This is a genomic window from Variovorax sp. SG517, assembly GCF_013376045.1.
In the GTDB taxonomy this organism is placed as follows: domain Bacteria; phylum Pseudomonadota; class Gammaproteobacteria; order Burkholderiales; family Burkholderiaceae_C; genus Variovorax.
Genome location: NZ_JABMJG010000001.1, coordinates 83,347 through 109,576 on the forward strand (window position 1 = coordinate 83,347; position 26,230 = coordinate 109,576).

General features: G+C 70.0%; 23 protein-coding genes. 7 read left to right on the forward strand and 16 right to left on the reverse strand.

All coding sequences use genetic code 11. The features are described 5' to 3' along the window. Window positions 1–3: 3 nt before the first annotated feature. Window positions 4–1,740: a YadA-like family protein gene (locus tag FHT32_RS00385; protein WP_176662704.1), complete on the forward strand. Its 1,737-nt coding sequence runs from the start codon at window positions 4–6 to the stop codon at window positions 1,738–1,740. Window positions 1,741–1,777: 37 nt separating this feature from the next. Here the strand turns inward: FHT32_RS00385 and FHT32_RS00390 are convergent, their stop codons facing one another. From FHT32_RS00390 to FHT32_RS00425, 8 genes are all read right to left on the reverse strand, one after another. After that, a complete protein-coding gene (locus tag FHT32_RS00390) occupies window positions 1,778–2,080 on the reverse strand; it encodes an I78 family peptidase inhibitor (RefSeq protein WP_256098824.1) in 303 nt (100 codons plus the stop codon). Between the two features lie 98 nt (window positions 2,081–2,178). Beyond that, window positions 2,179–3,903, reverse strand: a complete 1,725-nt coding sequence (locus FHT32_RS00395; protein ID WP_176662705.1) for a DUF4419 domain-containing protein — start codon at window positions 3,901–3,903, stop codon at window positions 2,179–2,181. Between the two features lie 285 nt (window positions 3,904–4,188). After that, window positions 4,189–6,069: a sialidase family protein gene (locus FHT32_RS00400; protein WP_176662706.1), complete on the reverse strand. Its 1,881-nt coding sequence runs from the start codon at window positions 6,067–6,069 to the stop codon at window positions 4,189–4,191. 227 nt (window positions 6,070–6,296) lie between these two features. Beyond that, window positions 6,297–6,722 (reverse strand): hypothetical protein, encoded by a 426-nt coding sequence (locus FHT32_RS00405; protein ID WP_371132110.1) that lies wholly within the window; start codon window positions 6,720–6,722, stop codon window positions 6,297–6,299. A gap of 25 nt (window positions 6,723–6,747) precedes the next feature. Beyond that, entirely contained in the window at window positions 6,748–8,091 is a 1,344-nt protein-coding gene (locus tag FHT32_RS00410) for an adenylosuccinate synthetase (RefSeq protein ID WP_371132111.1), read from the reverse strand. A 7-nt stretch (window positions 8,092–8,098) separates the two neighbouring features. Then, complete coding sequence (locus FHT32_RS00415; protein ID WP_176662708.1) at window positions 8,099–9,073, reverse strand: VWA domain-containing protein; 975 nt, start codon at window positions 9,071–9,073, stop codon at window positions 8,099–8,101. A 40-nt stretch (window positions 9,074–9,113) separates the two neighbouring features. Then, a complete protein-coding gene (locus FHT32_RS00420) occupies window positions 9,114–10,109 on the reverse strand; it encodes a protein kinase family protein (protein WP_176662709.1) in 996 nt (331 codons plus the stop codon). A 10-nt stretch (window positions 10,110–10,119) separates the two neighbouring features. Further along, window positions 10,120–11,433: a hemolysin family protein gene (locus FHT32_RS00425; protein WP_176662710.1), complete on the reverse strand. Its 1,314-nt coding sequence runs from the start codon at window positions 11,431–11,433 to the stop codon at window positions 10,120–10,122. A 23-nt stretch (window positions 11,434–11,456) separates the two neighbouring features. On the opposite strand from FHT32_RS00425, the gene FHT32_RS00430 reads away from it, so the two are divergent. Next, a complete protein-coding gene (locus FHT32_RS00430) occupies window positions 11,457–12,302 on the forward strand; it encodes a symmetrical bis(5'-nucleosyl)-tetraphosphatase (protein WP_176662711.1) in 846 nt (281 codons plus the stop codon). An 18-nt stretch (window positions 12,303–12,320) separates the two neighbouring features. On the opposite strand, the gene FHT32_RS00435 is transcribed toward FHT32_RS00430, so the two are convergent. Continuing rightward, the gene (locus FHT32_RS00435; RefSeq protein ID WP_176662712.1) at window positions 12,321–13,037 is read right to left on the reverse strand and encodes a GNAT family N-acetyltransferase; all 717 of its coding nucleotides are present in this window, start codon (window positions 13,035–13,037) and stop codon (window positions 12,321–12,323) included. Window positions 13,038–13,135: 98 nt separating this feature from the next. Here FHT32_RS00435 and FHT32_RS00440 point away from each other — a divergent pair, with 98 nt between their 5' ends. After that, window positions 13,136–14,650 (forward strand): PLP-dependent aminotransferase family protein, encoded by a 1,515-nt coding sequence (locus FHT32_RS00440; RefSeq protein ID WP_176662713.1) that lies wholly within the window; start codon window positions 13,136–13,138, stop codon window positions 14,648–14,650. On the opposite strand, the gene FHT32_RS00445 is transcribed toward FHT32_RS00440, so the two are convergent. From FHT32_RS00445 to FHT32_RS00475, 7 genes are all read right to left on the reverse strand, one after another. Then, a complete protein-coding gene (locus tag FHT32_RS00445) occupies window positions 14,647–15,564 on the reverse strand; it encodes an AraC family transcriptional regulator (RefSeq protein WP_256098825.1) in 918 nt (305 codons plus the stop codon). The two genes, FHT32_RS00440 and FHT32_RS00445, sit on opposite strands and share 4 nt — an antisense overlap. A 110-nt stretch (window positions 15,565–15,674) precedes the next feature. Next, on the reverse strand, window positions 15,675–16,364 hold the full coding sequence (locus tag FHT32_RS00450; protein WP_176662714.1) for a fumarylacetoacetate hydrolase family protein: 690 nt from the start codon (window positions 16,362–16,364) through the stop codon (window positions 15,675–15,677). A 95-nt stretch (window positions 16,365–16,459) separates the two neighbouring features. After that, window positions 16,460–17,425 (reverse strand): ABC transporter substrate-binding protein, encoded by a 966-nt coding sequence (locus FHT32_RS00455; RefSeq protein WP_176662715.1) that lies wholly within the window; start codon window positions 17,423–17,425, stop codon window positions 16,460–16,462. A gap of 23 nt (window positions 17,426–17,448) precedes the next feature. Further along, complete coding sequence (locus FHT32_RS00460) at window positions 17,449–18,450, reverse strand: ABC transporter substrate-binding protein (protein WP_176662716.1); 1,002 nt, start codon at window positions 18,448–18,450, stop codon at window positions 17,449–17,451. Window positions 18,451–18,466: 16 nt separating this feature from the next. Then, window positions 18,467–19,294: a class II aldolase/adducin family protein gene (locus FHT32_RS00465; protein ID WP_176662717.1), complete on the reverse strand. Its 828-nt coding sequence runs from the start codon at window positions 19,292–19,294 to the stop codon at window positions 18,467–18,469. A 151-nt stretch (window positions 19,295–19,445) separates the two neighbouring features. Beyond that, on the reverse strand, window positions 19,446–20,573 hold the full coding sequence (locus FHT32_RS00470; RefSeq protein WP_176662718.1) for an LLM class flavin-dependent oxidoreductase: 1,128 nt from the start codon (window positions 20,571–20,573) through the stop codon (window positions 19,446–19,448). Between the two features lie 56 nt (window positions 20,574–20,629). Next, a complete protein-coding gene (locus tag FHT32_RS00475) occupies window positions 20,630–21,643 on the reverse strand; it encodes an ABC transporter substrate-binding protein (protein ID WP_176662719.1) in 1,014 nt (337 codons plus the stop codon). Between the two features lie 111 nt (window positions 21,644–21,754). On the opposite strand from FHT32_RS00475, the gene FHT32_RS00480 reads away from it, so the two are divergent. From FHT32_RS00480 to FHT32_RS00495, 4 genes are read left to right on the forward strand one after another with little or no spacing between them, the layout of a single operon-like run. Next, entirely contained in the window at window positions 21,755–22,987 is a 1,233-nt protein-coding gene (locus FHT32_RS00480) for an acyl-CoA dehydrogenase family protein (RefSeq protein WP_176662720.1), read from the forward strand. Continuing rightward, entirely contained in the window at window positions 22,984–23,964 is a 981-nt protein-coding gene (locus tag FHT32_RS00485) for an ABC transporter substrate-binding protein (protein ID WP_176662721.1), read from the forward strand. The genes FHT32_RS00480 and FHT32_RS00485 overlap by 4 nt, the downstream gene beginning before the upstream one ends. Next, window positions 23,961–24,575 carry a cysteine dioxygenase gene (locus FHT32_RS00490; RefSeq protein ID WP_176662722.1) on the forward strand — a complete coding sequence of 205 codons (615 nt, stop codon included), beginning with the start codon at window positions 23,961–23,963 and terminating at the stop codon, window positions 24,573–24,575. The genes FHT32_RS00485 and FHT32_RS00490 overlap by 4 nt, the downstream gene beginning before the upstream one ends. Then, on the forward strand, window positions 24,572–26,203 hold the full coding sequence (locus FHT32_RS00495; RefSeq protein ID WP_176662723.1) for a rhodanese-related sulfurtransferase: 1,632 nt from the start codon (window positions 24,572–24,574) through the stop codon (window positions 26,201–26,203). The genes FHT32_RS00490 and FHT32_RS00495 overlap by 4 nt, the downstream gene beginning before the upstream one ends. Window positions 26,204–26,230: the final 27 nt, after the last annotated feature.

Here is a 26,230-nt window from a genome sequence, read left to right on the forward strand (position 1 = left end):
CTCATGACCATTCGGCCCCACACCGTACTCAGATGCCTGCAGGCCGCCGCCTTGCTCGCCGTGGGAAGCGCTCACGCAGCGGGCTATGTGGCCGGCGACGCGGGCAACCCGGGGCCCAGCCAGCCGGGCTGGACGAGTTCCAGCGGCGGTGCCGCCGCTACGGTCCAGGGAGACGGCGCCACCGCGATCGGCGCGGGCGGCGATGGCAACAACGGAGCCGCCGGTGCACTCGGCGGCACGGGTGGCGCCGGCGCAAGTGCCACCGCGAACGGCGCGACGGCCATCGGCGGCGGCGGCACCGCCGGCCCGGGCTACGCGGGCGGCACGGGCGGCGCCGGCGGCAGCGGCGCGCAGGCTTCGGCCAGCGGTGCCATCGCGGTCGGCGCGGGAGGCCAGGGCCCCTACGGCTGCTGCGGCTACCCCGGCCACGCCGGCGGCAGCGGCGCGCAGGCATCGGGCACCTCGGCGATCGCCATCGGCAGTGCCTTGGACACCAGCCAAGGTGCGGTGGCATCGGGCAATGGCAGCACGGCGATCGGCGGCGCCTACAACGGCTCTGCCGGCGCGTCTGCGCTGGCCACCAGCGGCGTGGCCATCGGCTCGGGCAGCCAGGTCGCGGCCGGCGCGACCAACAGCATCGCCATCGGCGCCAACTCGGTCGCCACCGTGGCCAATACGGTTTCCTTCGGCTCGGCAGGCCAGACGCGCACCCTCGTCAACGTGAGCGCGGGCGCGGTGAACGCCACCAGCACCGACGCCGTCAACGGCAGCCAGCTCTACACGGTGCAGCAGACCTCCAACACGGCCCTGGGCCTCGCGCAGAACTCGGCGCAGTACGGCGCGGGCGGCACCGCGCTGCAGCTCAATGCCAACGGCGGCGCGGGCACCACCATCAACAACGTGGCGGCCGGTCAGGCGAGTACCGATGCGGCCAACGTCGGCCAGGTGCAGCAGGCGCAGCAGACTGCCATCACCACCGCGAACAACTTCACCGTGCAGCAGGTCAGCGCGCTGCAGTCGCTGATGAACCAGGCCCTGTCCAGCGGTGTATGCGCCGTGAGCGCGAGTGGCTCGGTGGCCTGCGGCCCGGGTGCGGGCGCCAGCGGCGCGGGCAGCACCTCGATGGGCACCAACGCGCAGGCCTCCGGAGAGAACACCGTGGCCATCGGCAACGGTGCGCAGGCCAACCACGCGGGCTCGGTGGCCATCGGCGCGGGCGCGAGGGCGCTGGCCGATCCCACCACCGCGGTGGGCAACAACGCCGTGGCCACCGGCAACAACGCCGTCGCGCTGGGCGCCAACACGCTGGCCAGCGGCAACAACGCGGTGGCGCTGGGCCAGGGCTCGGTGGCGGACCGTGACAACACCCTGTCGGTCGGCAACGCCGCCACCAACCAGTTGCGCGGCATCACGAACGTCGCGCCCGGCCTGCTGGCCACCGACGCCGTCAACCTCGGGCAGCTGCAGCAGGCGGTGGCCAACGCGACGAGCCAGGCGAACGCCTTCGCCGCGCAGGGCGTGGCAGCGGCGCTGGCCATGCCGTCGATGCCGACGCTGGCTGCAGGGAAGAAATGGATGGGCGCCGCCGTCGGCAACTACGCGGGCGCGTCGGGGCTGGGCGTCGCCTTCGGCTACCAGGTCAACGACAACCTGAACCTGGGCGTGGGGGTTTCGACCGCGACCAGCAGCGGAAGCGGCAGCCGGGTGGCGGCCCGGGTGCAGGCGGGGTACGCGTGGTGAGGGCGGGACACCGCCAAGCACCCGCCCGGAACGCTGTCTACCCGCAGTAGGCGCGAACGATCTTGCCCGTCTTCAGGTCCGTCTCGATCGTCACGCGCTCGCGCCGGTAGTCCATCGTCACGGGCTGTCCGGGCTGGACCTGGCGGACGGTCGATGCGCCGGTCAGCTGCCGAGCTTCGGCGTCGCTGACGCCGTTCTTGCCGGTCAGGGCGGTTGCCGCGTCCGGCCGGCACGCCCCGGCCGGGGCTTCATCCTTCACCTGCGGTGTCCCGCAGGCGGTCATCGAGAGGACGGTCAGCGTCAGGGCTACGAGCGGAATCGGTTTCGAGTCGAGCTTCAAGGCAGGTCCTTTCTGGAAGTACGAAGAGTCCTCCGGCATTCCACCCTGCTGCAGTCCACCGGTCAACCCGGCGAGCAGAGGCACGCAGCGAACGACGCTCAGGTCTTCGAGGCCTTGGGAATCTGCGCCTCGATCTCCCTGATCACGGCCTCCTTCTCGCGGTTGTAGACCTGCGGATCGGCAGGGTCCACGGCATGGGCACGGTCCTTCGCCTCCTCGTACTTGCGGCGCAGATCGGGCCGCCGCTCGAGGATGTCGATGAACGCGAGCGAATCCTTGTGCACCGGATCGCCGCGATGGCAGATGTGGATGTTGACATTGAAGCGCCGTCCGCCATGCAGCACGGAGCCGCAGACATACGGCTTCTCGTCCTTGTCCACCCACACCGGCCTGCGATGGAAGCCGGCGCGCTCGAAGGCCTTCTGCTCCTCGCGCAGGTTCTCGCGCGCGGTGATGGCCGTGATGTCGACCATGGGCTTGCCGCGCAGCCCGACCACCGCCGTGCTGCCGATGTGCACGAGCTCGACGCCTTCGATACGCCCTCGCGCGTACTCCTGCACGAGCGAGAAGACTTCGGCATAGGCGGGGTCGTACGGCACGATGTGCCGCTGGTGGAGCCCTTCGTCGAATGGGTCGATCGTCATCTGGGGACTTTCGGAAACGCTGTCCGCTTGGTCGGCAATCCGCTTACCTGTAACTTCATCGATCACAGATACATGCTCACGATCTGGAGTCGCGGCTCCCTCCTCCAACGTCGGCTCATGAATCACCGCCCACCCAAAGCTGGCTGACAGCGCGCCAGTCTCCTCATCCTGTTCAACGCCGAACATCCCCGCCACGAATCGCAATCGATGCTTCAGGCCGGTCAGTTCGTCGATGCAGCGCAGAGGGGCGCTGGCCAATGCTTGCGGTATAGCCCCGATGCCAGGGCCTTCCGGCGGAATGTCGTAGCGCAACCACCCGGTGCGCGCATTTGCGGCGTCGAAATGCGCTTTCCAGCTGCCCAAGTACTTGTTGCGCCCGAGCGCATTGGTTCTCCAATCGACTATCAGATAGGGAAACAAGGTGATGATCCAGCCAGTCAGCTCGGAAGGCCCAGAACCGCTCTGGTAGCGGAAGAAGGAACGCCAGAAGGCAATATCGACTTCACCGGCAGCAGCGCGGTGGATCTTGTCCAAAACGGCGCCGAGCGTCTCGCCCCATTCCTCAAGCCCGTAGGTAGCGAGCCGCCTGACGCGTGGAATCATCGAAGCCCAATCTTCCGGGGTACCGAGTAGCCTGATCTCGGGAATACCGCAACCGCAACGCACCTCATAGTCGAAGTAGCCCTCGAAGGTCTCCATCAAGCAGACGTCGAATGCGGCCGCTTCAACGGGAGTAGTAGTCGAAAAGCGAGCACTGACAACATCCTTCAGCTCACCTACGTATTCTCCAATCTGCACAGAGAACGCCTCGAACACCTCGGGCCACGGGTTCGGTTGGCCGAGAACGAAGTCGGGCCTCGCGACGACAAGTGCTCTCTTGCCCTCGTGCGTCACGAATCGTGATCGGAGCAATTCGGCGTTCTGCCCCACATGTGCGGCGAAACCCTGGGCGATGCAGAACCAGATGTCGTCCGGTCGAATGACCAGCGGATGGTGATCGTAGAAGGCGTCATGCGCCGCTTTCACGAACGCGTGCTGCGTATCGCACGAGACCAGTCGAGCCGCGGCGCAGTACAAGTCTTCGGCCGGCTTGGCCAACAAGCTGCGGACGCACTCCCGCGCATCAAGTGACTCGTAAGGCCTGCCACGCTCCACATCAGAAACCGCAAGTGTCTTCATCTCCTACTCCCTGTTGATCCATCACTTTTCTATACCGGAACGGACTGCAGGTATTACAAGGCAGATGCTTGCGCCCGCGCCCGGCCTCGCGCGTCGGGCCCGAAGGCCATCGATGCCGGCCTCGTGCAGCACGACCTCGACGATCGCTTCGTCACCGCCTGCAACATTGAATGCCACCCCCTCAATGGGGCGCCGCCACCGCCGATTCGATCCTTGAGAAGCTGCATCGACTCGGCTCACGTATCAGCGGAACGGGGCACCAGCGCGCGGAGCCGCGAAACAGATTCAGCGAACGACGAATGCCACATTGGCCAACACGTAGCCGACAGGCATGAACACGCCGCCTCCCACGTATTGCAGCTCCAGCGAGTCCTGTTGCCCTCCGGAAATCGAGCCGGCCGTGCCCAGGGTGGTCGAAGTGCGACGCGTGCCGAGCTGGATGGCCGAGCCCGACTTGGCTGCGGCCACCTTCACGCCGTCGGCGCTGCTCGCGACCGCAGTCCAGGCACCGGCGTCGCTGGTCGCGCGCCAGGTCTGGCCGCTGTCGCTGGACTCGTAGAGGCGGCCACCGCTGGTGGCGGCCAAGACGTAGCGGCCGTCGGCGGACGTGGCGATGCCTCGCCAGTCCCGGTTGACGCTGCGCTGCTCCCATGTGGTGCCCGAATCGGTGGAGACCCAGACGGCGCCCGTGTCCACGGTGGCGTACAGGATGCTGCCGTCCGCCGACGCCGCCGCCGACCACCAAAACTGGCCGCTCGCGCGAGCGGTCCAGCTCACGCCGTAGTCGGTCGAGACATACAGCTGGGCGCCATTGGTGGCCGCCACAAGAACCCGGCCATCGGCCGAAGAGGCCACGGCGCGCCAGGCGCGGCTCGACTCACGCGCCGTCCAGCTGCTGCCGCCGTCCGACGAGGTCCAGATCTGCCCGAGGTAGGCGGTCGCGACCAGGCGCGACCCGTCGGCGGAACTGGCCACCGCGGTCCAGGCTTGGGACGAGCCGTCGTTGCTCCAGTTGTTGCCGCCATCGGTCGAGCGGTAAAGCGCACCGCCGTTGGTTGCGGCGAGCAGCGCGAGGCCATCGCTGGAAGAAGCGACACCGCTCCAGACCTGTCCCGTGAGGCGCGGGACCCAGCTCGCGCCGGAATCGCTCGAGGTGTACAGCTCGCCGGTGGTGGATGTTGCCGCCAGGCGGGTGGCATCGGCGGACGATGCCAGGCCGCTCCAGCTGCCGTTGGGCGCAACCGAGCGCCAGTCGAAGTCCGTTCCGCCGGGCAGGCCGCGCGTTTCGATGCGCTGCCCTGCGTTCTGCGCGATGGTCCACCCGCCGCTGCCCACCCCCACCACCTTGATCCAGTCTCCCACCGTGGGCGCGGGCGGCAGCGTGAGCGTGACGCCGGTGCTCGAGTTCGCCTGATAGCCGGTGTTCGACTCGGTCTGGACACTCGAGGCGGTGACGCTGACCCAGCGCGTGTCGGCCGGCGCGGCCGCGCACACGTAGGCCGTGGCCGTGACCTCCGCCGCGTCGAGCACGCCGTTGGCATTCAGGTCCAGCCCGGACTGCACCCGTTGGCCGCCATAGGCGCAGGTGCCGCCCGGTGCTTCGGGGGCGAATGCCAGCAGGCTGTCGCGGCCATTCGACGCCGCGGCGCCTACGGCGCCCGTCGCGCCCGGCGCACCGCCGCAGACGTAGGCCGAACTGGTCACCTCCGCATCGTCGAGCACGTTGTTGCGGTTCAGGTCCTTGCCGGCCAGCACCTGCGAACCGCCCTGCGCGCAACGGCTGCCGGCGGGCTCCGCCCGCATGCGCGCGAGCGTGCTGAGGCCATCCGCCACGGCGGTGGCGTTGCAGATGTACTGGGTGGAGGTGACTTCGCTGTCCGCGAGCACGTGATTGTTGTCGGCGTCCAGGCCGGCCTCGACGCGCGCGCCGCCAAAGGAACAGTTGACGCCGACCGCCTCCGGCTTGACGCGCATCAGCACGGTGGATTCGCCCGATGGGCCGGCGGGCGCAGGCGTGGCGGGCTGCTGCGTGGGGGGAATGAAGAATGCCGCGTTGCCTGCGCCACCACCTCCTCCGCCACAGGCGAACAGTGTCAGGGAGGCGATCAGCCCGACGGCAAGGCGGGCATTGCGAACGAAGCAGGAGGCGAGTCTGTACGAAGGCATGAGCGGACGCTATGAATGTACGAAGGCGCGATTTGGGTTGCCCCGGTGAAACGGAACGCAACTTATTGTAAGAAATTGCCCCGTGAGATGACATCCCGCACGAGTGGGTCACACGCCGCTGCCGGCCGCACCGCCCGGAGCCGGATTCACCAGTTCTCGGCTATCAGGTGAAGGACAGCCTGAGCCTGGGCGTGGAGGTTCCTTCGTGGAAGTTGACTCGCGACCGCCTACAGGCTGTCCCAAACCTGGATCAGCCCCAAAAGGTGAACGCTGCCGTACACGAGGCAGATCACCGAGCTCCACACCCAGAATGCCGTCAGCCGCCGCCTGTCGAACAGGAAGAGCACCACGACGAGGAGCCCCCGCAGCAAATACACCGCGGTGATCGCCGGCAGCGCGAATGCCAGCAGCGGTAGCGGCCGCAGCACCCCAGCCCCGGAGAGCGCGTACGCGGCCCACGTGGCAAGAACGCCTGCGACCAGCAGCGTGACCAGCGCCGGATATATGTGCCCGGCTGCCGCGCCGGCGGCCATGCGCTCCCCCGCGCCGAAGAAGCGGTACCACGCCGGCCCGCCGAAGATCACGCAGACGTGCAGCAGCGCGGCGATGGCGCTGAGCACGGCGCCGGCAATCAGGGGGAGGTTGTAGTCCACGGAAATTCCTTCTTTTTGCAAACGATCAGGGCAGATGCTTGCGCGCGCGCACCGCCTCGCGCGTCGGACCGAACGCGCCGAAGCGCACGGGCAGTCCGCTCAGCGCCTCCGCGTGCTCCACCCACGCGTGCGGCGTGGCGACGGGGTGCGGCTCGTAGATGGGCTCGGCGCCCTGCAGCAACTGCGTCAGCGCCTGCTGGTGATCGAGGTCCCGCACGCCGCCGAGCGGCAGCGACGCGAGGCGGCCCGCATCGGCGGTGCGGTAGCCCGCGCACCACCGCAGCTGCGCACGCCCGAGGGCATCGAGGTGGCTCACCACCAGTCCGTCGAGCGTGCCGACCGCGTCCAGCGCATACCGCAGCAGCACCGCGTCGGGATGCCCCCTGCGGAACGCGCCCTGCCAGCCGTCTTCCGCGTTGTGCGGTTCGGCCAGCCGCGCATCGAGCGCGCGATCGTGCGTGGGCAGCGGGCCGGGGCCGTGGCGCGTGAGGTAGCTGCGCAGCACGCCGAGGTGCTGCACGGGCGCGTCGATGCCCGCGTCGGCCAGCACGGCCTCGACCGCCGCGGCCGAGATCGTGCTCCAGGTGGTGTGCGGATGGAAGCCGCGCCACTCGTCGAGCAGCACGCCTTGCGCGCCCTCGAAGACAACGGCGCCGGGCCGCGCGAGGCGCTCGGCGATGCGGTCCGCGCTCGCTGGCGGCGACTGTGCGACGCAAGGCGCCACAGCGTCGAGCCAGCGACGGGCGAGCGTGCCCTCGCGGAGCATGGCGAGTTCCTGTGCCGCTTCGGCATGCGAAGGGACGGCGAACGAGGCGGACTCGCGCAGCAATGTGGCGCGCAGTGCCTCGAGCTTCTCGAGCGCCAGCGCGGGCCGGGCCAGGTCGCCATAGTGCAAGGCATCGTCGGGCGAAGCGAGCGCATGCCGCACGGTCTCGCCGACACCCACGCCGCAGCTGCCGTGCGCGCCCTCCTCCCCGCGCGCCCATTCGCGCAGGCGGCCGGCGGCCTGGTGGAACGGCGTGGTCACGCGGCAGCGCGCATCGACCAGCAGACGCGAGAACGCACCGGCCACGCCCGCGCGCCGCAATGCCTCTTCCTCGACGCGCAGCGCCGTGGGGTGCACCACCACCGGGCTCGCGAGCACCGTGCCCACGCCCGTATGGAAACTGCCGGCGCCGAACTGCGAGAAGGTGTGGTGGCGGCCGTCGGCCAGCACCACGTTGTGGCCGGCCTGGGCGCCGCCGTTGAAGCGCACCACCGTGTGGGCCCGCAGCTCGCCGCACAGGTGATCGGTGAAGAGCCCCTTGCCGCAGTCCCCGAAGCCGAGGCCCAGCAGCGAGACGTAGTGCGTGGACGCGTGAGCCGTCACACGGCCGTCAACCGAAGAGCCGCTTCCACCACGACGAGCGCGGACCGGCGGCCGCCACGCTCGGCGGCGCACGGCGCGACGCCGACGGATCGAGCAGCGCGGCATAGCCGTCGAGCGCGTGCAGCACGCCGCCCACGCGTTCCTTTTCCATGCCGGTGGCGCTCATCACGCCGGCCAGCGCCTCGAGGCTGGGCACGGCTTTCTCGGTGAGGGCGACGATGCCGGCGGCCACGGCGCAGGCATCGTCGGGCGAGTCCATGCAGATGACGTGATCGCCCAGCAGCTCGCGCCAGCGCGGCTCGCAGCGGCGGCGGCGCTGCGCGTCCGGGATCAGGAAGAACAGGTTCGTGGTCTCCGCGGCGGCGGCGATGACTTCCTCGATGGGAATGTCCTCGTCGAGCTTCTCGCCGATGAGGCCTTCGATCTGGTGGCGCGAGACGGCCGGGTAAGGCAGCTCGTCGCCGGTCACGAACAGGTAGCCGCGCTTCCTGCGCTTGACCCAGCAGTCCATGTCGGTGTGCTGCGCCATCACGTAGAAGGCGAGCTCGTAGCTCTCCTCGCCGGTGCCGCCGCCACCGCCTTCCAGGTAGCTCCAGGTGAGCCACTGGTCCATGAGGTTGGCGGTCGATTCGAACTGGCCGACCTGCAGCGGTGCATGGTCGGAGTTGGCGTCGCCGATGGCCATGAACATGAGCTGCGGGTCCGCCACGCCGCAGTCGGTCAGCAGCTTCATGAAGGTGGGCAGTTCACGGCGCGCGAGGATCTGCGGGATGTCGCCCATGGAGCCCGTCACGTCGAGCGCGAAGGCGATGCCCAGCGAGTTCGGGTGGTCGGCGTTGTCGCGCGACTCCCGCACCTTGAGCCCGTGCGGGTTCATCAGCGGATGGGTGGAGCGCTGCGTGAAGACTTCCGCGCCGGGCCTTGCGGCACGGTCGGCGATGAGTGCCGTGTGTGCGGCGTGCGAGTAGTTTCCGTAGCCCATGGGTTCTGCTCCTCTGTGACTGTTGTACGTATGCGTTGATTCAGGCGCCGGCGTGCGGTGCGGGCGCCGGATCGAAATGGACGAACCTCGGCGCGCCGAAAGCTTCGCGCGACGCGGCCGAGAGCGCCTGCTCGATGCCCTGCGCGCCGAGGCGCCGACAGGCGGCGGCGTCTTCGCTGCACTCGCGCAGCAAGGCGGCGAGAGGGGCGGGTGTATGGGCGCCAAGGCCGGGCTCGCCGGCTGCTCCGCCATGCAGCACGGCACGCACGGCCCAGGCGGATTGCATCAAGTCGCGCGCGACAGCCGCGTCGTGCGCCGATCCGGTGGCCTGCTGCGCACGCGACCAGCCGATGAGCAGCACGCCATGGTCGCGCGGATGCACGAGCGCATGGGCAGGGGAAAGATCGCGATGCGTCCAGCCCGCGCCGTGCACGAAGGCGAGCACCTCCAGCATGCGGCGCCAGATCCATACGGCGTGGCGCGGGTCGATGCCTTGCAGGTTGGCCTGCTGCACGTCGTGCACGCTGCCCCAGAAGCCGTTCGGGTGCCGAAGCACCAGCGCTTGGCGCGAGCCCTCACCCATCGCACTGGCCATTCCCTCGGCCACGCCGATGCCCAGCGGCTGCGGCAGGCGGCGGGTGAAGTAGGCGGCGCCCGGCACGGAAAGATCCTGCAGCGCCTGAAGCACGGTGAATTCGCGCTGCAGCACGCCGTCTGCCGAGCTCTCGCGCGCGAGCTTGAAGGTGACGCGCTCGGGCAGCGCGCCCAGTCGTTCGGCCAGCAGCACTTCGCTGTGCTCGCCGATGGCCAGCGGCGCGAGCACGCGGTAGCGACCGCCGCGCCACGCAAGAACGCGGCCGCCGGGTACGTCGGCATTCGCTCGTCGCCATGCGGCACGGAAGCTCTCGCGCTCGACGATCTCCTGGCCGCGCACCACGGTGGCGCCGCAGTAGCTGCAGTTGACCGTGCGCCAGCGGGCGGCGCGCGGCAAGGGCGCGGAGCATTGGGGGCAGCTGAGAGCCTGCAGCGACAGCATGGCCCGCGCCCTACTCTTCCTTGGGTGGCGCGGTCGGGTCGGGCGAGGCCAGCACGCGGTCGATGCGGCGGCCTTCCAGCGCGACGATCTCGAAGCACCAGCCGGCGCAGTCGATCTGCTCGCCCACCTCCGGCAGGTGGCCCGACACGGCCATCAGCAGGCCGGCCACGGTGTTGTAGAGGCCGCGCTCCTCGTCGGGCAGCTCGCGGATGCCCAGGCGCGCGCGCAGCTCCGACACGGGCATGAGCCCGTCGAGCTCCCACAGGCCGTCGGGCCGCTGATGCGCCCAGGCGTCGGTCTGCATGCCTGGCTGCAGTTCGCCGGTGATGGCTTCGAGCAGGTCGCGGGGGGTCATGAGGCCCTGCACCACGCCGTATTCGTCGACCACGAACACGAGGCGGCCGGCGCGGGCGCGGAACTGCTCCAGCAGCTCCATGCCGGTGAGCGTCTCGGGCACGAACACGGCGGGCGATGCCTCCTGGCCCAGCACGCCGGTGTGCGCGGGCCCCAGGCGCAGCAGGTGCGCCACGCTGACCACGCCGACCACGTCGTCGAGCGAATTGCGGCACACGGGGTACCAGGAATGCACGAGGTTGAGCGCGGCCGCGTCGGCCACCTTCTGCAGCGCCTGCTGCACCGTGAAGGAGGCGTCGAGCCACTCGATGTCGGCGCGCGGGATCATCAGCGACGACAGGCGCCTGTCGTCGAGGTGGAACACGTTGCGCACCATCTGGTGCTCGTGCTGCTCGATGACGCCGGCGTCCACGCCCTCTTCGAGGCTCGCGGAGATCTCTTCCTCCGTCACCGAGCGCGCCGCGTTGGCGTCGATGCGCAGCACCTTCAGCGTGGTGGCCGTGGCGCCCGCCAGCAGCCACACGAAGGGCTTGGCGCCCTTGGCCAGCCCGCGCATCGGGCGCGACACCCAGCGCGCCACCGGCTCGGGATACAGCTGGCCGATGCGCTTGGGCACCAGCTCGCCGAAGATGATGGTGAAGAAGGTGATGCAGGTCACCACCACGGCGGTGGAGGCGATGCTCGCGGTGCCGCGGCCCATGCCGACGCCTTCCATCCAGACCGCGAGGGGCTCGGCAAAGGCGGCCTCGCCCACGATGCCGCTGAGCATGCCGATGGAGGTGATGCCGATCTGCACCGTCGAGAGGAACTGCGTGGGCGCCTCCATGAGCTTCAGCGCGGCCACCGCGCCGGCGTCCCCCGTTTCTGCCAAGGCCGCGAGACGTGCGCGCCGGCTGGTGGAAAGGGCCATTTCGGACATTGCGAACAACGCGTTGAGCGTGGTCAGCAAGGCCAGGAGGAAGACATCCATGAACTGCGGGAGAGAATGGGGGAATGGCACTTTACTTGATTGGCGACCTGCAAGGCTGCGACGCGCCCTTCCAGCGGCTGCTGCAGAAGATCGATTTCTCCCCCAGCCGCGACACCATCGTGCTGCTGGGCGACCTGGTGAACCGGGGCCCCGACTCGCTCGCCGTGCTGCGCCGCATACGGGGCTACGGCGCCTCCGCCCTGAGCCTGCTGGGCAACCACGACCTGCACCTGCTGGGCGTGGCGCACGGCGCGCGCAAGCCCGGGCGCAAGGACACGCTGGCCGAGCTGCTGGTCGCGCCCGACGCCGAAGAGCTGCTCGACTGGCTTCGCCAGCAGCACATGGCGCTGCACATGCGCATCGGCAGCGGCGACCTGCTGATGGTGCACGCGGGCGTACTGCCGCAATGGACGGTGGGCGAGACGCTGGTGCTGGCGTCCGAGGTCGAATCGGTGCTGCGCGGGCCGGCACTGGGCGAATTCATGATGTCGATGTACGGCAACGAGCCGGCGCAGTGGCAGGACACCCTCACCGGCAGCGCCCGGCTGCGCGCCATCGTCAACGCGCTGACGCGGCTGCGCTTCTGCACGGCCGACGGCGTGATGGACTTCGACGTCACGGACAGTGCGTCCAACGCGCCCGAGGGCTACATGCCCTGGTTCGACGTACCCGGGCGCAAGACGGCGAATGCCACCCTCGCCTTCGGCCACTGGTCGACCCTGGGCTGGCTCTCGCGGCCCGACCTGCTCTCCACCGACACCGGCTGCGTGTGGGGCGGCTGCCTTAGCGCGGTGCGCATCGGCGCGACGCTGGACGAGCGCGAGCTGATCCAGGTCGAGTGCGAGCAGGCGCAGAAGCCCGGCAAGTAGCCGGCTGAGCCACCACCGTCAGGAGGACGGCAGCCGGAACTTGTCCAGCGACATGCGCTGCCGCTCCTGCGCATCGAAGTTGTCCGGTGCCAGCCAGCGCTCGAAGGCCGTGCGCAGCGCCGGCCACTCGCCGTCGATGATCGAGAACCACGCCGTGTCGCGCGTGCGGCCCTTGTAGACCACGGCCTGGCGGAACAGCCCCTCGTACCTGAAGCCCAGCCGCAGCGCAGCGCGCTTGGAAGGCTCATTGAAGTTGTCGCACTTCCACTCGTAGCGGCGGTAGCCCAGCTCGTCGAAGGCGAGCTTCATCAGCAGGTACTGCGCCTCGGTGGACATCGGCGTGTTCTTCAGGAGCGGCGAGAAGTTGACGGTACCCACCTCGATGGCGCCGTTGGCGGGGTCGATGCGCATCAGCGCCAGCGAGCCGACCGCGCGGCCGCTTTGTTTGTCGATCACGGCGAAGTGCAGCGGATCGGTGCTTTTCGAGATGCGCTCGATGTAGGCCTGGGTGCCGTCGGCATCGGCGGGACGCTCGACGCCGAGGTAGGTCCAGTCGCGTCCGTCGGGAGCCTGCGCGTAGGCGGCGTGCAGGTCGTCGGCGTGCCTGGCGGGGTCGATCGGTTCGAGCCTGCAGAAGCGGCCCTCGACGGCGCGGCGCGGCGGCTGGGGGCGCGGCGTCCATCCGGGCAGGTCGGGGCCGATGGATTGGCCGAACTCGTTTTGGCGGGCTGACATCAGTGAAGCGCTTTCGTTGGATGGTGAACGGCGGTGCCGGAGATCGCTAAAGTACCCGCAACGTGGCGCCACCAAAAGTGCCATGAAAGAGAGATTTCATGGTGCCACGACCTGCCAAGCCTTCCGCTCCGTCCGCCCTTCTAGACGCTGCGCTCTCCCGAGCACCGGACGCCGCCCCGATGCAGCGCCAGCTGCACGACCGCCTCAAGGGCGCCATCCTCGACGGCAGCCTCGCGCCCGGCAGCCGCCTGCCGGGCTCCCGCGCGCTGGCCGAGGCGCTCGGCGTCTCGCGCAACACGGTCACCGCGACCTACGAGCACCTGGCGGCCGAAGGCTACGTGCGACCCGACCGGCAGGGCACGCGCGTGACCGAGCTTTCATCGCCCGCGCCGTCGAAGCGCGAACGGACGAACGAGCACACCGGCGGGCAGCCAGCCACGCCAGCCACCGCGCAGCGCCTCGCCAGGATCCTGCCGAGCGCCTCGCGTGCCGACATGGGCGCGGCGCTGCGCCCCGGCGTGCCCGCGCTGTCGCACTTTCCGCTGGCTGCATGGCGGCGTTCGCTCGACCGCGCGATCCGCGAAGGTGGCTCGGCGGCGCTAGGCTACGGCGATCCGCTGGGCGAGCCTGCGTTGCGCGCGGCCATCGCGCGGCACCTGTCGGTGGCGCGTGGCGTGCGCTGCGAGCCGCGGCAGGTCGTCATTGCCGAAGGCGCTCAGGAAGCCATCTCGCTGTGCGTTCGGCTGCTATCCAACCCCGGCGACACCGGCTGGGTCGAAGACCCCGGCTACCGCGGCGCGAAGGCCGCCATGCACGCGGGCGACATGCGCATCGTGCCCATGCGCGTGGATGCCGAGGGTCTCTGCGTGGACGGGCGCGATTGGCGGGAGCACCCGCCCCGGCTGGTCTACACCACCCCGTCGCACCAATACCCGATGGGCTCCGTTCTGAGCATCGCGCGCCGCCTGGAGCTCATTGCGCAGGCTCGCCGGCACGGCGCGTGGATCGTCGAGGACGACTACGACAGCGAGTTCCGCCACACGGGCGAGCCCATCGTCGCGATGCAGGGGTTGGTGGACGACGCGCCCGTGCTCTACATCGGCTCCTTCAGCAAGACGATGTTCCCGTCGCTGCGGCTCGGCTTCCTCGTGCTGCCCGAGCGGCTCGTGAACGCCGTGCGGACGCCGCTCGAAGAGATGCTGCGCGGCGGCCACCGCTACGAACAGCTCGCCATGGCCGACTTCATGGAAAGCGGCCAGTTCAGCCGGCACCTGGGCCGCATGCGCAGGCTGTACCGCGACCGGCAGCAGGCGCTGCGGCTCGCGCTGGGCAGGCACTTCGAGGTGCCGCACGGGATCGACGGCGGCCACTGCGGCATGCACCTCACGGTGCGCCTGCCGGAGCGCTTCGACGACCGGAAGATCGCTGCCGAGGCACTGCGCCGTCGCATCGCGCCCACGCCGCTGTCGGGCTTCGCGATGCAGCCCCTGCCGTCCATGCCGCCGTACAGCGGGCTGGTGCTGGGCTACGGCAACACGCCGGCCGAGCTTTTCGAGCCGCTGGTGAAGCGGCTGTCCCAGCTCGCCCGGGCAGCGGAACGCGGCAATGCCTAGCCGCCCCTGCCCACCACGTGCTCGCGCCTGAAGTTGCGCGGCGTACTCCCCACCACCTGCCGGAAGCGCCGGTTGAAATACGCCTCATCGGCAAAGCCGCACTGGTGCGCGATCTCCCGCACCAGCAGCGAGGTGGACGCGAGCAGCTCCTTCGCGCGCTCGATGCGCCGCTCGGTCACGAGGTCGGTGAAGGTGCGGTCGGTTTCCTTGCGCAGCAGGTTGGCCAGGTAGTTGGGCGAAAGGAAGGCGGCGGCGGCCGCGTCGGTCAGCGACAGCGGCTTGTCGAGGTTGTCGCGCACGTAGCGCACCACGCGCTGCAGCGCGTCGCGCTGCGATGTCTTGCCGTCGTGCTGCAGCGAAAGCCGCATCAGCGCCTGCTCCTGCCGCATGCAGGCCAGGCCGATGACCTGCTGCAGGATGCCCCGCATCGCCGTCTTGGCGCCGAAGCTGCGGCTCGCGTTCAGCGCATGCAGCTCGTCGAGCCAGCCGCGGATGCGCGCGAAGTCGGCCTCGTCGAAGGCGAAGTCGACGTACTCCTGGAACAGGAAGGGCGCGAGGTCGGGGTGCCGCGCGAGCGGTACGTCTTCCAGGTCGAGCGCGTCGACGTCGAGCTCGGGCCACAGGAAGCGCTGGTCGAAGTTGACGATGCAGTACAGCGCGTCGGGCGGATGCGGAATCACGTGCACCCGGTACGGCAGCACGAAGCTCAGGTGCCGCGGCCCGAAGGGCCGCACCTCGCCGCCGATGGACTGCTGCGAGCTGCCCTCGATGCCGACCTGGATCTGGAAATACGCATGCCGGTGCGGCAGCGTGAGCTCGTTGCGCGCGCCCTGGAAGCGGATGTCGAAGTCGAGGTGGTCGGCACGCTCGTGCATGCCGTAGGTGCGGACGGACGTAGGTGTGGAGGGGCGCATCGGGGCAGGCGTCTTCGTCTTTCGCCTGCGAGGGTACGCCAACTTGCGGGCCGGCGAACCGCCCGCGCCCGCCAGGCGCGGAGGGCGCGGTGGGGGCGCGGCCTTCAGGCTCAGACGACCGCGACTTCGAGCACGCCGACGCCCGCCACGCTGCCGCGCATGCGGTCGCCGCGCTGCACCGCCGCCACGCCGGCCGGGGTGCCGGTGAAGATCAGGTCGCCGGGCTGCAGCGTGAACAGGGTCGAGAGGTAGGCGATGGTGTCGGGCACGTTCCAGATCATGTCGGCGAGGTCGCCCACCTGGCGCTGGGCGCCGTTCACATCGAGGCGGATCTCGCCCTTGGCCGGATGGCCGGCCTTGGCCACCGGCACCAGTTCGCCGCAGGGCGCCGAGCCGTCGAAGGCCTTGCCGGTGTCCCAGGGGCGGCCCATCTTCTTGGCTTCCGCCTGCAGGTCGCGGCGGGTCATGTCGAGGCCGACGGCATAGCCGTACACGTGGCCGAGCGCGTCGGCTGCGGCGATGTTCGCGCCGCCGGTCTTGAGCGCGACCACCAGTTCGATCTCGTGGTGCACGTCGCTCGACAGCGCCGGATAGGCGAACTCGCCGCCGTCGGCCACGATGGCGCTGGCAGGCTTCATGAAGAAGAACGGCGGCTCGCGGTCGGGGTTGTGACCCATCTCGCGGGCGTGCTCGGAGTAGTTGCGGCCCACGCAGAAGATGCGGTTGACCGGGAAGCGGGCCTGCTCGCCCTGGATGGGCAGCGAATGGACGGGAGCGGGGGAAATGGCATAGGAAGTCATGCGACGACTCTAGCCAGCACAGCCCCGCGCCCCGGGGACGCAACTACGGGAGTCTTGGACTCAGCTACGGTCCGGCGCAGCGCTTGCGGTCTCAGTCAGCCGGCCACGCCGAAGCCGGTGTCGAAGGTGCCCTTCACGTCCAGCGGCTGCTTGATGAGCCCCACCTGCCGGTAGAAGTCGGCCGTGCCCTGCTGGTCGGCGATGACCTGCGCGTCGATGGCCACCCACTTCTGCTGGCGGCGCTCGAACTGCAGCTTCGCCGCCTCGGGCGGAATGCCGATGATGCGCGCCAGCGCAGCCGAATAGGCATCGACGTTGCGGTACGACCAGAGCTGCGCCTTCACCACGCGCTGCAGAAAGTCCTGCAGCACCGGTCGCTTGGCAGCAATGGCGCTGTCGGTGGCCGCGAGGTAGCTCAGCCCCGGCAGCAGCCCGCGCCCGCTGACGAGCACCCGCGCGTGCTTGCTGACCTCGGCCAGCGCGGTGTAGGGCTCCCAGGTGGCCCAGGCGTCGACCGAGCCCTGCGTGAGCGCGAGCTTGGCATCCGCCGGCGCCAGGAAGCGCAGGTTCACGTCCTCCGGCTTGAGGCCGGCCGACGTGATGGCCTTGAGCGTGACGTAGTGGCCGATGGAGCCGCGGTTGGTGGCCACGCTCTTGCCCTTGAGGTCGGCGGCGGTCTTCAGCGTCGAATCGGGCCGCACGAGCACGGCCGTGCCGTAGGAGTCGGAACGGTTCGCACCGATGGCCTTCACGCGCGTGCCGGCTGCCAGAGCGAAGATCAGCGGTGCATCGCCGATGGGGCCCGAATCGACCGCCGCGGCGTTGAGCGCCTCGGCCAGCGGCGCGGCGGCCGGGAACTCCGACCACTGGATGTCGTAGCCGAGCCCTTCCAGCCCGCCCGCCGCCTCGAGCAGCGCGCGCAGGCCGCCCTTCTGGTCGCCGGCCTTGAGCACCGGGCGGCCCTGCGCGTAAACCATGCCGGGCAATGCGATCGAAGAAGCGACGGCAGCGGCGGCGGCCGTGCCTCGGGCGAGGAACTGACGACGGGAACTGTGGTTCATGCGGATGCGGCTTCTGTCCATGTTCATGCCAGGGGATCGAAGGAGACGTGCTCGGCGAAGCGGACCGGGTCGGTGGTCTTCTTGAGCACGCCCACGCCGCGGAAATCGCGCGCATAGAACTCGACCTCGTCGCGCAGGTTGCGGCCCACCGGGTGGTGCTTGTGCGTGAGCGTGCCCAGCAGTGCGCGCAGGTCCTCCACCGCGACCTTGGGCGAGTACCTGGCGAAGAGCTTGGCCGACTCGTTCGGGTTCTCGGCCACGTAGTCCGAGGCCTGCACGATGGAGCGCACCAGCGAGGCGACGGTCGCCTTGTCCTTGCGCACCAGTTCGCCGCGCGCGCCGACGATGCAGCAGACCTTGTCCTTGTATTCGCCCGAGAGGTTGCTCGCCACCTCCACGAAGGCGCCCTGGTTGCGCTTCTCGATCAGGTAGATGTTGGGGTCGCCGTCGGCGATGGCCTGGATCTCGCCCTTCTTCACCGCGATGTCGAGCAGGTCGGCCGGGTACTGGCGCCAGACCACGTCCTTCTCGGCGTCGATGCCATTCTTCGCGAGCAGGATCGAGAAGAAGTTCTTGCCCGGGCTCGCGATGTCCGACACGCCGATGGTCTTGCCCTTCAGGCTCGCCAGGTCGGTGACGCCCGCGCTCTTCGCGCCCACCAGCCGCACGCAGCCGCCGTGCGAGCTGCCGACGATCTTCACGTCGAAGCCCGATTCGAGCGGCTTGAGCCAGCGGTGGATCATGCCCACGGCCGCATCCGCCTTGGCGGTGGCGAGCGACTCCAGCAGCTGGTCGGTGGAGCCCGTGTAGTTGATGAGGTCGACCTGCAGCCCGTTGCGTTCGAAGTAGCCGCGCTCCTGCGCCACCACCACTGGCGAGAGGCAGAAGGCCGTGGCGTTCCAGGCGAAGGTGAGCTTGCGGGACTGCTGCGAGAAGGCCTGCGAGGCGATCAGGCCGCCGGAGGCGACCACCGCGGCGGCGCCGCCGGCGCGCAGCAGCCTGCGGCGGGAGAGAGTTGCGTTCATCGTCGTGGGGTTCGGGTCAGAGAAGCAGTTCGGGCTCGGCCTCGACCAGGCCTTCGTAGAGGCTGTCGAAGGAATGGATGGCGCCTTCGGGCCCGCCGATCTGGCTGTGCGTGTGGCGCGCCGTCGCCTCGTCGATGGGCTGCGGCTTGCCCGCGGCCTCGGCCAGCAGTTGCGTGTGGCAGGCGTTGTCCAGCGCGATGTACCACCAGGCGGCGGCCTCCACCGTGGGGCCGGCCGTCAGGATGCCGTGGTTCTTGAGGATGGCGCCCTTCCTGTCGCCCAGCGCCTGGGCGATGCGCTCGCCCTCGCTGGTGTCGACCACCATGCCGGTGAAGTCGTCGAACAGCGCCACGTCGTCGTGGAACACGCAGCTGTCCTGCGTGATGGTGTCGAGCTTGCGGCCCAGCGTCGACCAGGCCTTGCCGTAGGTCGAGTGCGTGTGGGCGGCGGCGATGATCTTCGGGTTGTGCTCGTGAATGGCCGCGTGGATCGCGAAGGCGGCCTTGTTGAGCGGCCTGTCGCCGATCACGGTCTCGCCCTTCGAGTTGACGAGCAGCAGGTCGGACACCTTGATGCGCGAGAAATGGATGCCCAGCGGATTGACCCAGAAGTGGTCGGTCAGCTCCGGGTCGCGCGCCGTGATGTGGCCGGCCAGCCCCTGCGCAAAGCCGAAGCGCGCGAACAGGCGGAAGGCGCCCGCCAGGCGCTCCTGCCGGTGGCGGCGCTCGGCCTGGATGGTGGTGCGCGGCGGGACGGGGTCGAACCAGTACTTCTGCTGCGGGTTCGGGTTGAGCTTCAGCGGCTGCGAAGCCGCGTTGCGGTCGATGGAGAGAACTGCGCTCATGGGGTTTCCTGGGTGTTCGGTTTTTTGCTCCTTCCCCCTCTGGGGGAAGGTTGGGATGGGGGCATGACGGCTTCAACTCCGTGACGGTGTTCAAGGCCGCCTGCCCCCACCCCTGCCCTCCCCCAGAGGGGGAGGGAGTAATTCATTCAAGTCAGGCAGCTTTGCGGACCGAGGCGGCGCGCTGCGCCACCAGCTCCCGCGTGCGCGGAATCAGCTCGCGGCCGTAGTCCAGCGCGTCTTCCAGCGGATCGAAGCCGCGGATCAGGAAGGTGGTGACGCCCAGGTCGTAGTAGTCGAGCAGCGCGTCGGCCACCTGCTCGGGCGTGCCAACCAGCGCGGTGCTGTTGGAGCGCCCGCCGATCTCCTGCGCGACCGCGGTCCACAGCCGCTTGTCGAGCCGCGAGCCCTTCTCTGCCGCGGCCAGCAGCCGCTTGGCGCCTTCGCTCTGCTGCGGGCCGCCGCGGTTGTAGCCCTGCACCACGCGCAACCGCTTGGTCTCGGCCAGGATGTTCTCGGCGCGCGCCCATGCGGCCTCTTCGGTCTCCGCCAGGATCGGGCGAAACGACACCGAAAAGCGCACGCTGCGCCCGTGCTTGGCCGCCTCGGCGCGCACGCGCGTGGTCAGTTCGCGCGCCTGGTCGAGCGACTCGCCCCACAGCGCGTACACGTCGGCGTACTTGCCGGCCACCGGAATCGCAGCCTCCGATGCGCCGCCGAAGTACACGGGCACGTGCGGCTTGCCATTGCGCGTCTGCACCGGCTTGACTTCGGAGAACGCGTTCTGGAAGCGGTAGTGCGCGCCTTCATGGTCGAAGGGCTTCTCCGCCGTCCACACCTTGTGCAGCACCTCGAGGTACTCGTCGGTGCGGGCATAGCGCTGGTCGTGGTCGAGCCAGTCGCCGTCGCGGCGCTGTTCCTCGTCGGAGCCGCCGGAGATGTAGTGCACGCCGAGCCGGCCGCCGCTGAACTGGTCGAGCGAGGCGAACTGCCGCGCGGCCAGCGTGGGCGCGACGAAGCCGGGGCGGTGCGCGAGCATGAAGTGGATGCGCTCGGTGACCGAGGCCGCGTAGGCCACGGTGAGCGTGGCGTCGGGGCTGGTCGAGTGGTGCGGCACCAGCACGCGGTCGAAGCCCGCCGTCTCGTGGGCCTGCGCGAAGGCGCGCACGTAGTCGCGGTCGAGCGAGGGCCCCTTGGCCGCGTGGATCTCCGAGACCTTCTGGCCCTGGATCATGCCGATGAATTCGACGACGCCGTCTTGTTGCTGTGACTGCTGGCTCATGGTGCTGTCCTTGTCTGTATCTGTTGGCGGGAGGTGGGTGTCAGGCTGTCAGGCTGTCAGGCGGCGGGCAGGCGCAGCACGCTCTCGAAGCTGCGGTCCCACAGGGGCTTCACGTCGGCCGGGCCGTCGAGCACGCCGATCTTCAGGAAGGTGTCGGCCACGTCCTGGTGGCTGCGCACCACCGCGTCGCTCACGGGGCCCAGGCTGTAGTCGCCGCTGCGGCGGTTGAACAGCTCGACGATGTCGCCCACGGGCACGCGCGTCTCGGCCGACTGGGCGCGGGCGTAGGCCAGGAAGTTGCCGTTGATCCACGCGAACGAGCGCTGCAGGCGCTGCAGCAGATCTGCTAGCGCGGCGCGGCGCAGCTGGTCGTCGAGCGCGCGCGGGTTGGCGTAGATTGGGAAGTTGCCCGAGAGGTACCCCACGCCCGTCTTGATGACCCGCGCCCCGTACTGGGTGCGCGCGAGCTGGCCGTTGTAGCCGTAGATGGCCCAGGCATCGAGATCGCCGCGCGCGAAGGCCGAGAGGCCGTCCGAAGGCGTGAGGCTGACGGCCTGGATGTCGCTGAACGTGAGGCCCGCCTCGGCCAGCTGCTTGGCGAGGTAGTAGTGCGAGGTGGTGGCGCGCACGTAGCCCACCCGCTTGCCCTTGAAGTCGGCGATGCTGCGGATCGGCGCATCCTTGCGCGCCAGGGTGGCCTGGTTGTTCAGGTCTTCATGCGTGACGGCCACCAGCTTCACGCTGGACTTCTGCCGCGCCGCGAACACCGGCGGGATCTCGCTGCCCGAGCCCAGGTCGAGCGCGTCGCCGTTGATGGCCTCGATGTGCAGCACGCCGTTGTTGAGCTCGCGCCAGTCGATCCTGTAGGGCGTGTCGGCCTGGCCCGAGGCGGTGAGCAGCGGCCGCCACAGGCCCTTGTAGGTGCCCACGCGCAGGGTGACGCCCGAGAGGTCGCGCGACGCTTCCCGCGAGGGTGAGGCGGCTTGCGTCCAGCCGGCGGAACCGGTCGCGGCCAGCGCCGCGGCGGCCTGCAGCAGCCGGCGCCGGTCCAGGGGAAAGTCTGATTTCATGCGCCCTGACCGTAACCAGACGCAGCATGGAAGCGAACGCAGAAAAACGAGTTTGCATATGCAGGATGCGTCGTTTCCGCACGGCGGACGGGCCGCTACCGTGCGGAAACCATGAGTGCACTCCCCCTGCGCCGCCCGCCGGCCGCGCCCGAACATCCCTCCTCCACCACCGTCGACGCTTCCGTGCTGGCCCGCCTCACGGCCCAGTTCGCGGCCACCGCCGCCGACCATGACCTGAGCGGCGCCTTCCCGCGCGAGAACTTCGCCGCCCTGCAGGCGCACGGCCTCGTCGGGCTGGTCGCGCCCGCCGAGCACGGCGGCGGCGGCGCCACGCTGGCGACGGCCCGGCGCGTGATCTCGGCCGTGGCGCGCGGCGAGCCGGCCACAGCGCTGATCCTCACGATGACCTATCTGCAGCACCACGCGCTGACGCGCCCGGACAGCCGCTGGCCCGCGCACCTGCGCGAGCGCGTGACGCGCGACGCGGTGGAGACCGGCGCGCTCATCAACGCGCTGCGCGTGGAGCCCGCACTGGGCTCGCCGGCACGCGGCGGCCTGCCCGCCACGGTCGCGCGGCGTGATGGCGAGGGCTGGAAGATCGACGGCCACAAGCTCTACACCACCGGCATCGAGGGCCTGGGCTGGCTCGCCGTGTGGGCACGCACCGACGAGGCCGAGCCGCGCACCGGCGTGTTCCTGGTGCCGCGCAACGCGCCCGGCGTGCGCGTGATCGCGAGCTGGGACCACCTGGGCCTGCGCGCCTCGGGCAGCCACGAAGTCGTCTTCGAGAACGTCGCCATCGATGCCGACCACGCAGTGGACCTGCGCCGGCCGGCCGACTGGGCGCCCGACGCGGGCAGCCAGACCGACATCGACGCCCACGCCACCCAGCAGGCATGGATGACGGTGCTGCTCGGCAGCCTCTACGACGCCGTGGCGCAGGCCGCGCGCGACTGGCTCGTCGGCTTCCTGAACCGCCGCGCGCCCGGCAGCCTCGGCACGCCGCTGGCCAGCCTGCCGCGCGTGCAGGAGCACGTGGGCGAGATCGAGGCGCTGCTGCGCACCAACCGCGTGCTGCTCGACGACGCCACCGCCGCAGTCGATGGCGGCCATGCGCAGCCGGCCGCCGACAGCGGCCTGCTCAAGTACACGGTGACGGGCAACGCGATCCGCGCGGTCGAGCTCGCGCTGCAGCTGAGCGGCAACCACGGCCTCACGCGGCAGAACCCGCTGGAGCGGCACTACCGCGATGTGCTGTGCAGCCGCATTCACACGCCGCAGAACGACGCGATCCTGGTCGCAGCGGGCAAGCGCGCGCTGCTGGCTTCGGGAGCTGCCGCATGACGTCTGCGCTCTTTTCCAAGACCTCGCGGCGCGGCTGGCTCAAGCAAGGCGCCGCGCTGTCGCTGGCCGCCGCCGGTTCGCTGCGCGCCTTTGCACAGCCCCAGACCGCGCTGGTGCTCGGCGACCAGGCGGGCGGACTGCGCTCGCTGTTCGAGGCGTCGCGCGCGCTCGAAGGCGCACCCTTCGCCTACCGCTGGGCCAACTTCCAGGGCGCCGCGCCGCTCTTCGAGGCGCAGCGCGGCGCGGCGGTGGACACCGCCATGGCCGGCGACCTGCCCGTGCTCGCCGCGGCCGTGGGCAAGACGCCGCTGAAGATCGTCGCCACGCGCGTCGGCAAGGCCGATTCGCTGGGCATCGTGGTGCAGCCCGATTCGCCGCTGCGCAGCGTGGCGGACCTGCGCGGCAAGACGGTAATCGTGTCTTCCGCGCGCGGCAGCATCTCGCAGTACCAGCTCTACGGCGCCCTCGAGGAGGCCGGCGTGAAGCGCGAGGAGGTGACGGTGAAGTTCGTGCTGCCCACCGACGCGGCCGCCGCCTTCGCCTCGAAGCAGATCGACGCCTGGGCCATCTTCGACCCCTACTACACCATCGCGCTGCAGCAGGGCGGGCGCATCCTGCGCGACGGGCGCGGCATCAACACCGCGCTGGGCTTCATCACGGCCACCGAGTCCTCGCTGGCCGATCCGGCCAAGCGCGCGGCGATCGTGCAGTTCCTCGACCGGCTCGCCCGCGCGGGCGACTGGGCACTGGCCAACCCAGAGGCCTATGCCCAGGCCTACAGCCAGCTCACGCGGCTGCCCATCGAGTCGTCGCGCATCATCACCGCGCGGGCCTCGGTGGCCGGCCGGCCGGTGAGCGAGGCCGACATCGCGGCGCTGCAGACGGTGGCCGACCGCTCGGCGCGCGACGACATCCTGCCGGTGCGGGTGGACGTGCGCGCAATCACCGACACTGGCGTCTGGAAACGCCCCGCATGACGACAAACTCCCTGACCCCTCTTCGCGAATTCGTCGGCGCCTTCGGCCGGCTGCTCGATGGCGCGCCCGACGAGCCGCGCATTCTTTCGGAAGGCGGCGCGCTGCTGCGCAAGCTGGTCTCACGCGACGACTGGCTGCCCGACGCCTTCGCCCAGCCCGACCCGGCGCGCTACCAGCAGTTCCTCCTGCACGCCGACAGCACCGAGCGCTTCTCGGTCGTGAGCTTCGTCTGGGGACCCGGGCAGGCCACGCCGGTGCATGACCACACCGTGTGGGGGCTGATCGGCATGCTGCGCGGCGCGGAGTACAGCCAGGGCTACGCGCTCGGCACCGACGGCCATGCGCGCCCGCACGGCGAGGCGGTGCGGCTGGAGGCCGGCCAGGTGGAAGCGGTGTCGCCCACCGTCGGCGACCTGCACCGCGTGCACAACGCGCACGCCGACCGGGTGTCGATCAGCATCCACGTCTACGGCGCGAACATCGGCGCGGTGCGCCGGCATACTTACCCCGCGGAGGGCGGCCACAAGCCCTTCGTCTCGGGATACTCCAACACGCTGCTGCCCAACCTGTGGGACCGCAGCGCCGAACTCAGAGCCGCTACAGACGCATGACGACGACCATCGCCAACAGCTTTCCCGTTCTTTCCTTCGCCGCCGTGCGCGAGCGGCTCATCGCCCGCGACGAGACCGCGCTGCTCGACGTGCGCGAGGAAGACCCGTTCGCGCAGGAGCACCCGCTGTGGGCCGCCAACCTGCCGCTGTCGCGCATCGAGATCGAGGCCTGGCGGCGCATCCCGCGGCGCGACACGCTCATCGTGCTCTACGGCGAACACGCCGGCACCGACCTCGCGCCGCAGGCCGCGCGCACCCTCGCCGCGCTGGGCTACACCAACGTGCACCTGCTCGACGGCGGGCTCGAAGGCTGGCGCAAGGCAGGTGGCGAGTTGTTCCGCGACGTGAACGTGCCGAGCAAGTCCTTCGGCGAACTGGTCGAGCACGAACGGCACACGCCCTCGCTCTCGGCACCGGAGGTGAAGGCACTGATCGACGCGAAGGCCGACGTGGTGGTGCTCGACGCGCGCCGCTTCGACGAATACCAGACGATGAGCATTCCCTCGGCCACCAGCGTGCCGGGCGCGGAGCTGGTGCTGCGCGTGCGCGAACTCGCGCCCGATCCGGCGACGCGGGTGATCGTGAACTGCGCGGGCCGCACGCGCAGCATCATCGGCACGCAATCGCTGGTGAACGCGGGCATTCCCAATCCGGTAGCCGCGCTGCGCAACGGCACCATCGGCTGGAAGCTGGCCGGACAAGTGCTCGACCACGGCGCGGACGGGCAGGCGCCTGCGGCCGTGTCCGAAGCGCATCGCGCGCAGGCGCAGGCCGATGCGCGGCGCGTGGCCGACAAGGCGGGCGTGCATCGCGTCGCGCTGGACGCTCTGCATACGCTGGAGGAACCCGGACGCACCGTCTACCGCTTCGACGTGCGCACGCCCGAGGAATACGCGGCAGGCCACCTGCCCGGCTTTGCGAGCGCGCCCGGCGGGCAACTGGTGCAGGAAACCGATCACCAGGTGCCGGTGCGCGGCGCGCGCATCGTGCTGGCGGACGACGACGGCGTGCGCGCATCGATGAGCGCGTCGTGGCTGGCGCAGATGGGGTGGGAGGTCTACGTGCTCGACACGGTGCCGGCAGCGGCCGACTTCACCGAGACCGCTCCTCCCGCGAGCGCTTATCCCCCGGTTGCCGTCGCGGTGAACGAGATCGCACCGGCCGAGCTGGCTGCGCTGCTGAAGCAGCCCGGCACCGCGGTGATCGACGTGACCACCAGCGCCAACTACGTGAAGCGCCACATTCCGGGCGCCTGGTATGTGATTCGCGCGCAGTTGCCGCAGGCGATCGACACGGCCATCCCGCCCTCGTCGCGCTATGTGCTGACCTGCGGCAGCAGCCTGCTCGCACGCTACGCAGCCGCCGACCTGCGAGCACTGCTCGACGCGCGCGGCCAGCGCGATGCCGAAGTGCTGGTGCTGGCCGGCGGCAATGCGGCGTGGTTCGCAGCGGGCCTCGAAGCCGAGACCGGCGAGACCCGCCTCGCGACCGCGCGCACCGACCGCTACCGCCGCCCCTACGAGGGCACCGATGCGCCGGCCGAGGCGATGCAGGCCTACCTGGACTGGGAGTTCGGCTTGGTCGCGCAGCTGGGGCGCGATGGAACGCACCACTTCAAGGTGATCTGAAGGGCGGCTTCGGCGAAAGCATCCTGA

Excerpts from the sequence above, each read along its gene's own strand:
- FHT32_RS00485 (WP_176662721.1), top strand. The coding sequence starts at position 22,984 with ATGACGTCTGCGCTCTTTTCCAAGACCTCGCGGCGCGGCTGGCTCAAG.
- FHT32_RS00430 (WP_176662711.1), top strand. The coding sequence starts at position 11,457 with ATGGCACTTTACTTGATTGGCGACCTGCAAGGCTGCGACGCGCCCTTC.
- FHT32_RS00465 (WP_176662717.1), bottom strand. The coding sequence starts at position 19,294 with ATGAGCGCAGTTCTCTCCATCGACCGCAACGCGGCTTCGCAGCCGCTG.
- FHT32_RS00490 (WP_176662722.1), top strand. The coding sequence starts at position 23,961 with ATGACGACAAACTCCCTGACCCCTCTTCGCGAATTCGTCGGCGCCTTC.
- FHT32_RS00445 (WP_256098825.1), bottom strand. The coding sequence starts at position 15,564 with ATGCGCCCCTCCACACCTACGTCCGTCCGCACCTACGGCATGCACGAG.
- FHT32_RS00425 (WP_176662710.1), bottom strand. The coding sequence starts at position 11,433 with ATGGATGTCTTCCTCCTGGCCTTGCTGACCACGCTCAACGCGTTGTTC.
- FHT32_RS00480 (WP_176662720.1), top strand. The coding sequence starts at position 21,755 with ATGAGTGCACTCCCCCTGCGCCGCCCGCCGGCCGCGCCCGAACATCCC.
- FHT32_RS00475 (WP_176662719.1), bottom strand. The coding sequence starts at position 21,643 with ATGAAATCAGACTTTCCCCTGGACCGGCGCCGGCTGCTGCAGGCCGCC.
- FHT32_RS00400 (WP_176662706.1), bottom strand. The coding sequence starts at position 6,069 with ATGCCTTCGTACAGACTCGCCTCCTGCTTCGTTCGCAATGCCCGCCTT.
- FHT32_RS00415 (WP_176662708.1), bottom strand. The coding sequence starts at position 9,073 with ATGGGCTACGGAAACTACTCGCACGCCGCACACACGGCACTCATCGCC.
- FHT32_RS00460 (WP_176662716.1), bottom strand. The coding sequence starts at position 18,450 with ATGAACGCAACTCTCTCCCGCCGCAGGCTGCTGCGCGCCGGCGGCGCC.
- FHT32_RS00395 (WP_176662705.1), bottom strand. The coding sequence starts at position 3,903 with ATGAAGACACTTGCGGTTTCTGATGTGGAGCGTGGCAGGCCTTACGAG.
- FHT32_RS00435 (WP_176662712.1), bottom strand. The coding sequence starts at position 13,037 with ATGTCAGCCCGCCAAAACGAGTTCGGCCAATCCATCGGCCCCGACCTG.
- FHT32_RS00450 (WP_176662714.1), bottom strand. The coding sequence starts at position 16,364 with ATGACTTCCTATGCCATTTCCCCCGCTCCCGTCCATTCGCTGCCCATC.
- FHT32_RS00455 (WP_176662715.1), bottom strand. The coding sequence starts at position 17,425 with ATGAACCACAGTTCCCGTCGTCAGTTCCTCGCCCGAGGCACGGCCGCC.
- FHT32_RS00495 (WP_176662723.1), top strand. The coding sequence starts at position 24,572 with ATGACGACGACCATCGCCAACAGCTTTCCCGTTCTTTCCTTCGCCGCC.
- FHT32_RS00470 (WP_176662718.1), bottom strand. The coding sequence starts at position 20,573 with ATGAGCCAGCAGTCACAGCAACAAGACGGCGTCGTCGAATTCATCGGC.
- FHT32_RS00440 (WP_176662713.1), top strand. The coding sequence starts at position 13,136 with ATGGTGCCACGACCTGCCAAGCCTTCCGCTCCGTCCGCCCTTCTAGAC.
- FHT32_RS00420 (WP_176662709.1), bottom strand. The coding sequence starts at position 10,109 with ATGCTGTCGCTGCAGGCTCTCAGCTGCCCCCAATGCTCCGCGCCCTTG.
- FHT32_RS00385 (WP_176662704.1), top strand. The coding sequence starts at position 4 with ATGACCATTCGGCCCCACACCGTACTCAGATGCCTGCAGGCCGCCGCC.